Below are 13,829 nucleotides of genomic sequence, written 5' to 3'. Positions count from 1 at the left end.
AAATTTTTAAAAATGACCCGTTGCTATATAAAACATTAGCCAACCCATACATCCAATTGCTAACCTCCAAATCAACTTCTTCAATAAACCGCTAGACATTGATTTTCCTTGTTCAAGATATTCGTCGGTTTTTTCATTTGCTGTTCCAACTTTTTTTGATAATTTGGTTCCAGCAACAGCGCTTAATGATATGATGTAAAGAATTCCAACCCAAGCGGCATTGATAAATCCTAACGCCATCATTATCATTCCTATAATCGATAAATTTTCCATTTTGTTTTTGTTTTAAAATTAATCCCAAACAACATAAACTATGAAGTTTGGGATTAGAATCTGTTTTAAAAATTATTGCTTTATACTCTTTAAAAAAGTTTGCATATAAGTATCTATAGATTGTGCTGTTTCTGTGCCTCTTCCAATTTCATTGCATATCATTAATACTATATCTGGGTTTGTAGGATGGTTAAGAATATAGATTCTGAATTGTCCTACATCTTTATAAGTTTTTCCATCTTGTCTTCCTGTATTGTACAAACCAGATTGAAATGTGTATCCTTTCATATTTCCAAATTCTACTTTTTCATATAAACTCATTAAATCTTTTGATTTCACATCTTTGTTTATAAAATAATCCACATTTTGTATTTGTTCATCTCGGAAAAGTACGCAGATATGATACCAAGGTAAATTATATTTTTCGAAATCATATTCATGGATTTTTTTTACTTTATCATTATTTGAATGATAAGTAACTCTATGAATGAAATCTTTAGCTAATTCATCAACCGTCAAACCTGGATGTGCAGATTTTTCGAATGCATAAATTTTATAAGTTTCTTGATTTTTGTGTATTTGGTAGCCAACTTCTGTATCACTCCTGTCTGTACTTCCTGTCTGGCTGGTATTGATATCTTCTTTTATATTCGTTTTATCTACAGTTAGATCAAGATAAGGAAGGTATAGATTTTTTGGTTCCCAAATAGGCACATTAAAGTAAATTGGTTCTAATAATTGAACTTTTGGTCCATATTCTTTATATCCGGTTTCTTCTCTAACCCAAAATCCTATTTCAACTTTTATCGTTTTTTGTTTTTCTACTCCATTTGCGCCATTTAAAATCCATTCAAGTGTATTCCCTCTATTTATAAAATCTTTGCCTTCAAAAACACTAAATTTTTTTGTTATAGGTGTATTCTTCATAAAATCTAACATGGCAGTATAGCCTTCTTTTTGAAGACTCCAACTATTTATGTAGGTATTAGAATTATCTGAAAACTCTACATACAGATTTGTATAACCAGAATAAACGGTTACGCTTTTGGCTTTTTTGAAACTAACTTGTAATGTTGCTAAGTCCTTTTTAGAAATCGTAGCACCAGACTTTACTTCTTTCCCATTAATAAATGCTGATAATTGAGCTTGAGAAAAAGTAAAAGAAAGTAATGAAACTAATAATAGTAAGCGATTGATTTTCATAGATTGTAATTGTGAAATGAAATTAATTTGAATCCTTAATTAAGCTGTTGCTTGAGATTTTTTCAAGTATAATTTGTAGCTCATAAAAGCACATCCTGAGCATACTATAAGACCAATACATGCAATTAAAGCAAGAGATTTAGGATTTGCGCCTGAGAATGTTCCCTCTTCCATGTATGGTGTAATAGCCCATAGAACTATTGACAATACAGCAACAAGAATACTTAATTTAGAAACAAATTCTTTTTTCATAAATGCTACTACAACCATTACAAAAGCAAGAACAGCTAATACAATGCCTAATTTACCCGCATACAAAACTTTCCATTTTGCAGGTGTACTTTCGATAATTTCTAAACTTTCTTTTATTTGTGGGTCTTCAATTTTAGTAACGTCAATTCCGTCTTTTTTTAATTGATCTATTTGTTTTTGTTCGTTTTCTACTAAACGATACACTTCTTCCAGCTTTTCTGAATCACCATCAGTTCCCATTCTGTTTTCAATGTTTTTAAATAAAACTCCTGCACAAAAACCTCCTACTAAAAAGGCTAAAATCATAAAAATTAAAGATAATACTCTCATAAATTTGTTTGTTTAAATTGGTTAATAAAATAAGTTTGATTTTTTAAGAAATGCTTTCAATCAATAAATGAAACATTTCGTTTTATTGTTTAATGATTTTTGCTGTTTTCACTTCATTATTAGAAGTTACTTTTGCAAAATAAGTCCCAGCAGATACATCTGTAAAATCTATTGAAGTTTCATTGTTGTTTACAAGCTTTGATAAAACTTCTTGGCCTAATAAATTGTATATAGAAACAGTAGTAATTTCTTTATCAAATGAAAGGTTTAAAATATCTTTTACTGGAATTGGATAAAGCTTCAAATTTTTCATTGAGAATGATTCCGTAGTAAGCATTTGGGTTGTAAACGAACCTCCGGAAACCCAATTGGTTTGTGTTTGTCCACAATTAGATTTTACCCAAAAGTAATAAGTAGTGTTTGGTGATAAGTTGTTTAAAACAGCAAAGGTATCTGTCGTCGTTCCTGTGATTGCATTAGCAGAAAATGGATCGTTGATAGTACTGTAACAATATACATAGCCATTGCTTGGTGTAGGTGTAGCTTCTACCCATGCAATGTTATTTGAAGTTGAAGTTAAACCATCATAAAATAATTGTGTTGGTTCGTTACATCCAGATGCTGGATATGTGGTAAACGAACCTCCGGAAACCCAATTGGTTTGTGTTTGCCCGCAATTAGATTTTACCCAAAAGTAATAAGTAGTGTTTGGTGATAAGTTGTTTAAAACCGCAAAGGTATCTGTCGTCGTTCCTGTGATTGCATTAGCAGAAAATGGATCATTGACAGTACTGTAACAATATACATATCCGTTGCTTGGCGCAGGCGTTGGGGCTACCCATGCAATATTATTAGAAGTTGATGTTAAACCATCGTAAAATAGTTGCGTTGGTTCGTTACATCCAGATGCTGGATATGTGGTAAACGAACCTCCCGAAACCCAATTGGTTTGTGTGTTACCACAATTTGATTTTACCCAAAAATAATAGGTAGTGTTTGGCGATAAGTTGTTTAAAACCGCAAAGGTATCTGTAGTAGTTCCTGTGATTGCATTAGCAGAAAATGGATCGTTGATAGTACTGTAACAATATACATATCCGTTGCTTGGCGCGGGCGTTGGGGCTACCCATGCAATATTATTAGAAGTTGATGTTAAACCATCGTAAAATAGTTGCGTTGGTGCGTTACATCCAGATGCTGGATATGTGGTAAACGAACCTCCCGAAACCCAATTGGTTTGTGTTTGTCCACAATTTGATTTTACCCAAAAATAATAGGTAGTATTTGGCAATAAATTATTTAAAACCGCAAAGGTATCTGTCGTCGTTCCTGTGATTGCATTAGCAGAAAATGGATCATTGACAGTACTATAACAATAAACATAGCCATTGCTTGGCGCAGGATTTGGTGCCGTCCATGCAATATTATTTGAAGACGAAGTTAAACCATCATAAAATAGTTGCGTTGGAGCATTACAAACTGAAATTGTAGCACATGTAATAGATCTTACTCTGTTTGTGTTTTGAGTTCCACAACTAGAATTGGCATTCAAATGGTATCTAACTACTCCAGAGGTTGAACCAGATAACCAAGTTAAAGGAGTTAAACCACTGGCTAAAACCGTTGTTCCAGTAGCATTAGTTATTGTAATAAAATCTGTAGAAATTGAACTAGTAAAAGTATATTGTTTATTTGACAATACATTTACATTTGAATATTCTCCCGCATAAGCATCTGCAACGATTTGTTCTGTATTTCCTGTACAAGCAGGTGTAAAAGTTGCATCAGGATATAATCCATAAATTGCACCGTTACAAGTTAATGCAGGTGGTGTAGTAAAATTACCACCAGAAACCCACACACCAGTTGTAGCTCCACAGTTAGAGCGAATCCAGTAGTAATAGGTAGTACCTGCCGCAACGTTTAAATACATAGTGGTAGTTAAGTTAGTTGTACTAAATAATGTAGGAGTAGAATTTGCAGTAGGAGCGCTATTTGTTGTAACGATATAAATATCATAATTAGAAGAAGGTACCGGTGATGCAGCCGTCCAAGTGATTTTACAAGAATTGGATGTTATATTTGACACAGCCAAATTTGAAGGTGGTACGCAATTTGATGCATCTGCACATCGAATATAGCGAGATCTGTTCACTTGTTCACTACTACAATTAGTATTTGAATGCAGGTAATAGCGGATAACGCCTGTGGTGCTACCAGAATCCCATATTACTGGTTGTGTTCCGCTTGCATAAACAATAGTTCCATTTCCATTAGTAATTGTAATATAATCAGTTGCTACTGAGCTCGAGAACGAATATTGTTTGTTTGCAATTACATTCACATTGCTGTATTCACCTGTCCAACTTTGGCTGGTTATTGTCTCATAGTTTCCACTACAGTTTGGGGTATAGGTATTAGCTGGAAATAATCCATTGGTTGCAGTAGTACATTGCGCAACAGCATTAGGAATTAAATACAAAAATGCCAATAGGCAGAATAAAGTAATTCTTTTTTTCATTTTCAGTTTTTGATGATTTTGAAGCTTAATTTGAATAAATTTCCATCAAAACTATGAGATAAGAAGTACTAGACCAATTTATATATTGGACTATTTATAAATAATCAGAAGATTTAATAATGTTTATTTAACTGATTAACAAACACTTAATCTGTATTTTCTAGTTTTTCAATATAATAATTTGGAGTGAGCCCTGTTTGCTTTTTAAAAACGCGAACAAAAGTATTTGCATCTTTATAACCAACTTCTTCAGCAATAGCTTGCAATGTGTATTTACGAAAATAAGGTGCGTCAACAAGTTTTTGGAGTACATATTGTATTCTCAATTCTTGTGTGTACTCTGAAAAAGTTTTTTGGATTACCTGATTGAAGTATTGTGATAAATAAGCTGTATTTGTATTTAATTTTTTGGCAACAAAAGCCAACTTGAAATTAGGATCTAAAAAAGCCTCTTTTTGTTCTAGTTTTTTTAAACCAAACGCTAATTTTTCAATAAGCTCATTATCAATTATTTGTTTTGGTTGTGTTTCGGTTTTGATGATTTGTGTATTGTTAATTTCTGAGACTTTAGATTCTCTGAGGTTTTGAATAATTTTTAAAAAACGATGATGCTTTTCTTTCAGAAGTTTGTGATAATAATAAAAACTAAAAATGACTAATGCTAAAATTGCCAAAATACTAAAAAGAGAAATCTTGAAATAATTCTTAGACGCAATGATTTCATTGGATTCTTTTTTTATAATATTAAGATCGTAATTGTGAAGAAAATTTAAGGATTTATTTTTTATTCCTCCTATTGATTGAATTAGCTCTAAGCTTTTTTGAGCATAGATATATGCATTTCTATTGTCATTTTTTTTACTATAACATTGAGTCATAATGTTATAAGCCATTAAAAGATTTTCTTTTGAAACTTTAGTTATTTGGTAGTTTTTTACATATTTTTCACAATAAAAAAGAGCTGAATCAACTTGCTTTAAATGATGAAAACAATCGGCCATTCCTAAATCAAATAATTGTTCTGTTCTTATATTTTCATGAATTATTGGATACTTTTTTCTCTTTCTATACAAGGATAATGATTTAACATAATTTCCTTCCAAGGCTGCACTTTTTGCTTCCCGCATGCTTAATAATGCTTTTGTATATTCAGGGTAAAAATTATCTTGTAGCATCATTTTTGCAGCTACATTAAAGTAATAGTTTGCTGAATCCAAAAGAAGAGTTTTTTTTGATTGGATATAATACTTTTGATAAGCTTCTCCTATCATATTATATTTATCTGCGAATAATTTTTTATTCATTATTTTTTTTTCGCCCACTCCTAATTTTAGATGAGGTGTGGTCTTCAATTCTTTTTTTAGTAATGCAATCCCATTAACGTAATCACCCATAGCTACTTTTATTGAGCCGTATTGTTCGTTAAAATGATTGTTTGGTACACTCGCTTTATATTTATCAAGATAAAACAATGCCGTGTCGTATTCTCCTAAATTTTTATGGATATAAAAAAGTTTGTTAACACACATTCCAAGCAAATCTTGATACACTTTGCTTGATTTATCCATCTTACTTTTTTCGATGCTATCTATAAGTATGATAAGAAGTTTCTTTGAGTAAGTAAACTCTGATTTATTGTAAAAATAATTGGCTACGTAATATTTGCCATAAAAGCTAAACAATTCTTTTTTAGATTTACTAATTTTTAAAGCTTCGGTATAGGCTTCTTCTGGATTTGAAATAAGTTGTTCTTGGATACTTCGAGTTTTTTTAATTTCTGATTCATTTAATTCTTGAGCAAACGTCAAGAAAAAAAATAATAGCATTATTATAGAATAAATAAATTTATGCATTTTGAAAAAACTGAAAAATTAAACTAAAGCTTTTTTGATGCGCTAAATTAAATAATAAACTACAGTTTTTTGAATTATATCTAAGAATAGTTTTTTTATTATTGGCATTTATTTTTTAAATAAAAATCCCACTTGGTTTATTAGGATTTTTATATGATACTACTTATGTGATAAAAAATAGAGCATTTAAACTGTTTTTTAATTCTTTTTAACAGATTTATTTATATTGACGCAACTTTTTAACATTTGTTCAATCTATTATATAAACAAAAACAAATATTATGAAAAAAGTATTAAAATTTAAATTCGTTTATTCAATAGTTGCTTTTCTACTATTGAGTTTATTTGTTACTAGTTGTAACAATGACGACGACAATAACTTGCCAAGTGCAGCAGAACTTCAATCTCTTAGAGATGATGCTTTAAGCTCTATTACACAAAATTTTCAATTTATTGCAGAATCAGGTGTGGCTAATTTTACTTCAACTAAAGGTGTGTCTATTTCTATAGATGGTAATTGCCTTACTTTAAATGGAAATCCAGTTACTGGTACTGTTGATATAGAATTTGTTGAGATTTTTGATGGCGGAACTATGCTTGCAACAAATTTTACAACAATGGGAATTACGCCTGGTGGAGACAAAGCTATGCTGGTTTCTGGAGGTGAATTTTTTATTAATGCAACAAAAAACGGACAACAATTAGCAATTACATGCCCTATTACGTTAAACATTCCAACTTCGTTAACTGACGCTGGAGGTGATTCTGAAATGACTTTGTGGAATGGAATTGAAAATGACACACTTGGAATTGTTTGGGAAGAACAGGAAGACGCAGCTGGAGGGGCTGGAGGTGTTTTTGTAGAAGGTCAAGGCCCTAATGCTACATATTATGCATTATTAAATAATTTTGGATGGACAAATGTTGATAGATTTTATAGTGATCCAAATCCAAAAACAACCATTTTGGTATCGGCTCCTACTGGATATGATAATCAAAATTCGGCGGTTTATTTACATTATGACGGATTAGGAAATGGACTTGCTCAATTAGATACATATGATGATGTTACCGACTTATTCTCTGAACATTATGGGCAAGTTCCAATTGGTTTAGCATGCCATATTATTTTTATTACTGAAGATAATTGGCAATGGCGCTATGCTATTAAAAGTGTTACGATAACGGCTAATGCAATTTATAGTTTTACACTTTCTGAAACTGTAGTTGGCTCTGAAGCACAATTGATTGCTGCAATAAACGGTTTACCATAAAAAAGTAGTTAAAGAAAAAATCCCAAATTCATATTGAGTTTGGGATTTTTTTATTTATAATCTGAAATAAATTCAGTTTGACGAAGTAATTATAATTCTAATGCTTTTTTCACATTACCACCCATTAATAATTCTGCTGGGTTTTCTAAAGCTTCTTTAACCGCAACTAAGAATCCAACTGACTCGCGTCCGTCAATGATTCTGTGGTCGTATGATAATGCAACGTACATAACGGGCGCAATTACTATTTGACCGTTTTTAACGATAGCTCTTTCTACCACATTGTGCATTCCTAAAATACCTGATTGTGGAGGATTAATAATTGGTGTAGATAGCATACTACCGAAAACACCACCATTAGAAATTGTGAATGTTCCACCTGTCATTTCATCTACAGTAATTTGTCCGTCACGAGCTCTAATAGCCAATCTTTTGATTTCTGCTTCAACACCTCTGAACGATAATGTTTCTGCATTTCTCATAACTGGAACCATTAATCCTTTTGGGCCAGAAACTGCTACCGAAATATCACAGAAGTCATAAGAAATTTTCTCTTGACCATCGATCATAGAATTTACATCTGGATACAATTGTAAAGCACGAGTTACCGCCTTAGTAAAGAACGACATAAAGCCTAATCCTAAACCATGTTTTGCTTTGAACTCTTCTTTATATTGATCACGAATAGCATAAATTGCTGACATATCTACTTCGTTGAAAGTAGTTAACATCGCCGTTTCGTTTTTAGCAGAAACTAAACGCTCAGCAACTTTTCTACGTAACATAGAAAGTTTTGTTCTTTCTGTTCCACGATTTCCTCCTGTTGGAGTTCCCATTGATGGTACTGCATTTACAGCGTCATCTTTAGTAATTCTTCCACCTTTACCTGTTCCTACAATTGCAGAAGGCTCGATGTTTTTTTCTTCTAATATTTTTCTAGCTGCTGGAGATGGCGCTTGAGTTGCATATGTTTTCTCAGCTACTGGAGCTGCTTTTGGAGCCTCAGCTTTAGGTGCTTCAACTACTTTTGCTTCTTCTTTTGCTGGAGCTGCACCACCTTCTGGTTTTGCTGCACCTGTATCGATTAAACAAACTACAGCACCTACAGCTACTGCATCACCTTCTTCTGCTTTTAATGTAATGATTCCACTTGCTTCAGCTGGTAATTCTAATGTTGCTTTATCTGAATCAACCTCAGCAATCGCTTGGTCTTTTTCTACATAATCACCATCTTTTACTAACCAAGTAGCAATTTCTACCTCTTTAATCGATTCCCCAGGAGAAGGGACTTTCATTTCTAAAATCATATCTTTTTATTTAAAAAGTTTACCCCTCGACAAGCTCAGGGTGATAATTGAGTTGTTTTTTTTATTGAAATAATTTTTTATCAAAAACCATTGCGATAGCGTTAGCATGGCGTTTTTTAGAACGTTCGTAACTACCTGCAGCTGGAGCACTATATGCTTTTGGTGATGCTAATCTTAATTTTACTAAATCAAAATTCATCAACATATAACCATAAGCTCCCATGTTTTTAGGTTCTTCTTGTGCCCAAACATAATCATCCACATTTGGATAACTGTCAATGATTGCTTTGATTTGGTCAACCGCTAATGGGAATAATTGTTCTAAACGAACCACAGCCACATCGTTTCTGCCTAATTCAGCACGTTTTGCAATGATGTCATAATAGAATTTACCGGTACAGAAAACCAATGTTTTAATAGCTTTTTTATCTGTTACGTTTGGATCATCTAATATTTCTTGGAATTGTCCGTTTGCTAAATCATCCATCGAAGATACTACATCTGGATGACGCAATAAACTCTTTGGAGAAAATACTACTAATGGCTTACGGAATTCTGTTTTTAATTGTCTTCTCATTAAGTGGAAGAAGTTAGCTGGCGTAGTTACATCGGCAATGTACATGTTGTGTTTTGCACATAATTGTAAGTAACGCTCCATACGTGCTGACGAGTGTTCTGCTCCTTGGTTTTCATATCCGTGAGGCAATAACATTACCAATCCGTTTTGGTTGTTCCACTTATCTTCACCTGCCGAAATGTATTGATCAATCATAATTTGAGCTCCATTAGAGAAATCTCCAAACTGTGCTTCCCAAATTGTTAAGGTTTTTGGAGATGCTAATGCGTATCCATATTCAAAACCTAAAACTCCATATTCTGAAAGGTGTGAGTTATAGATATAAAAGTTTCCTTTTTTATCTTTTATGCTATCTAAAAGAATTACTTCTTCTTCCGAATCTTCTACTTTAACAACAGCATGACGGTGTGAAAATGTTCCACGTTCCACATCTTGCCCAGAAATACGTACGTCAAAACCTTCTTTTAGTAAGGAACCGTAAGCTAATAATTCGCCCATAGCCCAGTCTAATTTATTGGTTTCCACCATATTCTTTCTATCCCCAATTAACTTAGTAATCTTACTGATAAATTTCTTGTCAGATGGAAGTTGGGTAATCGTATTAGCAATCTCAGCTAATTGTTTTTTGTCAAATTTTGTATCAAATTTTTGAAGCATTACATCGTCAGAAACTTGTTTATAACCTTCCCACTCATTTTCCATGAACGGTGTAATTACGGTTAAGTCTTTTTTACGAGAAGCTTCTAAATGTTCATCTAATTTTGCTTTGTAAGCCTCTTCTAATTCTTTAACATAGCCAGTAGAAATAACGTTTTCTTGAGTTAATTTCTCAGCATAAATATCTCTTGGATTTTTATGTTTTGCAATGGCTTTGTATAAAATAGGTTGCGTAAAACGAGGCTCATCACCTTCGTTGTGACCGTATTTTCTGTATCCTAATAAATCGATGAAAACGTCTGTTCCAAATTCCATACGGTAATCTAAAGCAAATAACATTGCATGAACTACCGCTTCTGCATCGTCAGCATTTACATGTAAAACTGGCGATAATGTTACTTTGGCTACGTCTGTACAATAAGTAGAAGAACGAGCATCTAAATAGTTAGTTGTAAATCCAACTTGGTTATTGATTACTAAGTGAATTGTCCCACCTGTTTTATAACCATCCAATTTAGCCATTTGAATAATTTCATACACAATACCTTGACCAGCTACAGCGGCATCACCGTGAACGGCAATTGGTAATACTTTTGAAAAATCATTTGGATAATTTCTATCTTGTTTTGCTCTTGTGATTCCTTCAATAACTGCACCTACTGTTTCTAAGTGTGAAGGATTTGGAGCTAAATTTAAGTTGATTTTTTTACCTGAATCTGTTAATCTATCTGAAGTTAGTCCTAAGTGATATTTTACGTCACCATCAAAATTTGCGTCTTCGTCATAGTCTTTTCCGTCGAATTCAGAGAAGATATTTTGTGTATTTTTTCCAAAGATATTGGCCAATACATTCAAACGTCCTCTGTGCGCCATCCCCATTACAAATTGCTCTACGCCTTTATCAGCAGCAGCTTCAACTAATGCATCTAAAGCAGGAATTACTGCTTCACAACCTTCCAATGAAAAACGTTTTTGACCTACATATTTGGTATGTAAGAAGTTTTCGAAAGAAACAGCTTCGTTTAATTTTTTAAGAATGTGTTTTTTCTTGTCAGCTGTAAAGTTTGGTAAATTGTCGTTAATATCTAAACGATTTTTTATCCATTCTAATTTGTGTGGTTCGCGGATATACATGTATTCCACACCGATAGATTGACAATACACATTTTCTAAATGCTTGATAATATCAGCCAAAGTACAAGGCTTCATATTTACCATTTTAGCAGCATCAAAAACCGTATTCAAATCAGCTTGTGATAAGCCAAAATTTTCAAGTGCTAATGATGGTCCATGAAGTCTTCTGTCTCTTACTGGGTTTGTTTTTGTGAATAAATGCCCGCGTGTTCTATATCCTTCAATTAATTTCAGAACATTGAACTCTTTTTGCATTTTTTCAGAAATTTCACCAGAATCACCTGAAGCTACATATGCAATTTGCTGAGCAACTTCTTCTGAACCATAATTGGCTTGAGCAAAATCAAATCCTTGAAAAAAACTTCTCCAGCTTGGCTCTACGCTATCTGGATTTTGTAAATATTGTTCGTATAAATCTGCAAAAAAAGCAGTGTGTGCAGCGTTTAAAAAGGAAAACCTATCCATATTGTGTTGTCTGAAAGACCTTTTAATTAAAAATTTTACGCAAAAGTAAAACATTTTATGATAATCTTTCAAGGATTTTTATACTTTTATAACATTAATTTTTTGAAAATCGAATTATGAAAAAGAATTCTGTAATGAATTTAACATTTTTGTTAACTATTGTGTTTTTATTTGGTTTCAATTCTGAAATTTCTGCACAAGAAAACACTGAAATGAAAACAAAAAGTGATTTCTGGAATCATATGCAATTTGGTGGAGGTTTCGGTTTAGGTGTTGGGAATGGTTATGCAGATATTATGGTAGCTCCTAGTGCAGTTTATAACTTTAATCATTATGTATCAGCTGGTATAGGAGCACAATATAGCTATGTAAAGCAAAAAGATTTCTACAAAGCAAATTTGTATGGTGGTAGTTTAATTGCGCTTTTTCATCCTATTGAAGAGTTACAATTATCAACTGAATTAGAGCAATTAAGAGTGAATAGAACTTTTGAGGATTCTTATGGAAGTGATAAACAAGATTTTTGGAATACCGCTTTGTTTTTAGGTGCTGGTTATCGTAATGAAAATATAACTATTGGAATTCGTTATAATATTTTGCATAAAGATAGAGATAATATCTATACAGAGCCTTTTATGCCTTTTGTGAGGGTTTATTTTTAATATTTGTTTCGAAACCAAACTTTCTGCCACTCACGTTTTAACACTAAGAAAGCAACTTGTTCCGATAATTCTACCAAATCAGAGCCATCTAGTTTTTTAATTTGCTCTTCTGGAACATCAATGATGTAAAGTAAATTGAGATATTCTGCAAATTTGTATTGAATGAGTCTGTAGATTTTTTCTTGTACCAAATTTTTAAATTCAAAAGGAAATATACCCATTGGAACGTCTAAACTTTCATTCGCCAAAGCAAAATCTTTATTTACCTGCTCAATCAATTTGAAGTACAGATGCTCTTCTTCGGCTTGCGAAATTAGCGCCTCAATATTTGCAGGTGGATTATACATTTCTTCCCATTAAATTTTCACCAAAAGCTTTTAAAATAGCTTTCTTTTCAGCTTCGATATCCATTTTCCCTAAGGTTTCAAATGCTTTGAAAGTATAGTCTTGAATTGCTTTTTTAGTTGCATCACTTGCTCCAGAAGAATTAAAAATGGCTTTTACCGATTCTATTTTGTCTGTGTTTTCTGAAGGTTGAATAGAAAACAAATGCAACAATTGTTGTTTTTCTTCGACTTTTGAAAACTCAATTGCTTTTAAGTATAAATAGGTTTTTTTGTTTTCGATGATATCGCCACCAACTTGTTTTCCAAAGGTTTCTGGATTTCCAAACGCATCTAAATAATCGTCTTGTAATTGAAATGCAATTCCTAAATTCAGTCCGAAATCATAAATTAAATCTGCATTTTCTTCTGAAGTTTTGGCAACAATTGCTCCCATTTTCATAGCAGCACCAACTAAAACCGCTGTTTTATATTCAATCATTTTTAAATATTCAGGAACGGTAACATCATCGCGCATTTCGAAATCGACATCATATTGTTGTCCTTCGCAAACTTCTAAAGCTGTTTTACTGAATAATTTGGCTAATTTTTGAAAAGTTGCTGGTTCATAATTTTCAAAAAATTGATACGCTAAAATCAGCATCGCATCACCCGATAAAATTCCAGTATTCAAATCCCACTTTTCATGAACGGTTTGATTGCCTCTTCGCAAAGGAGCATCATCCATAATATCATCGTGAATCAATGAAAAATTATGAAACACCTCAACCGCAGTTGCTGCTGGAATCGCTTTTTCACAATCCACATTAAAAACTTCACTTGCCATTAAGGTTAAAACCGGACGCATTCTTTTTCCACCAAGCGATAAAATATACTCGATAGGTTCGTATAAATTTTTGGGCTCTTTGTTGGCAACAATTTTCGAAAAATGATTGCTCATTTTTTCTTGATAGTATGATATAGAATGCATTATTTGA

At 32.6% G+C, this 13,829-nt stretch carries 11 protein-coding genes; 2 read left to right on the top strand and 9 right to left on the bottom strand.

What is annotated here, in order from left to right; genetic code table 11:
• Positions 1-6 precede the first annotated feature (6 nt).
• The 5 genes from VK164_RS09685 to VK164_RS09665 form a co-directional block, all read right to left on the bottom strand.
• A complete protein-coding gene (locus VK164_RS09685) occupies positions 7-273 on the bottom strand; it encodes a hypothetical protein (protein WP_324209144.1) in 267 nt (88 codons plus the stop codon).
• Positions 274-345: 72 nt separating this feature from the next.
• Entirely contained in the window at positions 346-1,476 is a 1,131-nt protein-coding gene (locus VK164_RS09680; RefSeq protein ID WP_324209143.1) for a hypothetical protein, read from the bottom strand.
• Positions 1,477-1,515: 39 nt separating this feature from the next.
• Positions 1,516-2,058 (bottom strand): hypothetical protein, encoded by a 543-nt coding sequence (locus VK164_RS09675; RefSeq protein WP_324209142.1) that lies wholly within the window; start codon positions 2,056-2,058, stop codon positions 1,516-1,518.
• 82 nt (positions 2,059-2,140) lie between these two features.
• The gene (locus VK164_RS09670; RefSeq protein WP_324209141.1) at positions 2,141-4,579 is read right to left on the bottom strand and encodes a fibronectin type III domain-containing protein; all 2,439 of its coding nucleotides are present in this window, start codon (positions 4,577-4,579) and stop codon (positions 2,141-2,143) included.
• Between the two features lie 146 nt (positions 4,580-4,725).
• Positions 4,726-6,432, bottom strand: coding sequence for a helix-turn-helix domain-containing protein (locus VK164_RS09665; RefSeq protein WP_324209140.1), 1,707 nt, complete (start codon positions 6,430-6,432; stop codon positions 4,726-4,728).
• A gap of 281 nt (positions 6,433-6,713) precedes the next feature.
• On the opposite strand from VK164_RS09665, the gene VK164_RS09660 reads away from it, so the two are divergent.
• On the top strand, positions 6,714-7,706 hold the full coding sequence (locus tag VK164_RS09660; RefSeq protein WP_324209139.1) for a hypothetical protein: 993 nt from the start codon (positions 6,714-6,716) through the stop codon (positions 7,704-7,706).
• 89 nt (positions 7,707-7,795) lie between these two features.
• Here VK164_RS09660 and odhB read toward each other — a convergent pair whose 3' ends face one another.
• Entirely contained in the window at positions 7,796-9,013 is a 1,218-nt protein-coding gene (gene odhB / locus VK164_RS09655; protein WP_324209138.1) for a 2-oxoglutarate dehydrogenase complex dihydrolipoyllysine-residue succinyltransferase, read from the bottom strand.
• A 61-nt stretch (positions 9,014-9,074) separates the two neighbouring features.
• Positions 9,075-11,846, bottom strand: coding sequence for a 2-oxoglutarate dehydrogenase E1 component (locus VK164_RS09650; protein WP_324209137.1), 2,772 nt, complete (start codon positions 11,844-11,846; stop codon positions 9,075-9,077).
• A 116-nt stretch (positions 11,847-11,962) separates the two neighbouring features.
• Here VK164_RS09650 and VK164_RS09645 point away from each other — a divergent pair, with 116 nt between their 5' ends.
• Positions 11,963-12,508: a hypothetical protein gene (locus VK164_RS09645; protein WP_324209136.1), complete on the top strand. Its 546-nt coding sequence runs from the start codon at positions 11,963-11,965 to the stop codon at positions 12,506-12,508.
• Here the strand turns inward: VK164_RS09645 and VK164_RS09640 are convergent.
• Positions 12,505-12,855: a hypothetical protein gene (locus tag VK164_RS09640; RefSeq protein WP_324209135.1), complete on the bottom strand. Its 351-nt coding sequence runs from the start codon at positions 12,853-12,855 to the stop codon at positions 12,505-12,507. The genes VK164_RS09645 and VK164_RS09640 overlap by 4 nt on opposite strands.
• Positions 12,848-13,822, bottom strand: a complete 975-nt coding sequence (locus VK164_RS09635) for a polyprenyl synthetase family protein (protein WP_324209134.1) — start codon at positions 13,820-13,822, stop codon at positions 12,848-12,850. Before VK164_RS09635 ends, VK164_RS09640 begins: the two co-directional genes overlap by 8 nt.
• Between the last annotated feature and the right edge of the window lie 7 nt (positions 13,823-13,829).

The organism is Flavobacterium sp., assembly GCF_035299005.1.
GTDB lineage: Bacteria > Bacteroidota > Bacteroidia > Flavobacteriales > Flavobacteriaceae > Flavobacterium.
The sequence above is the reverse complement of the archived record's forward strand: the minus strand, read 5'-3'. Positions and strand labels throughout refer to the sequence as shown.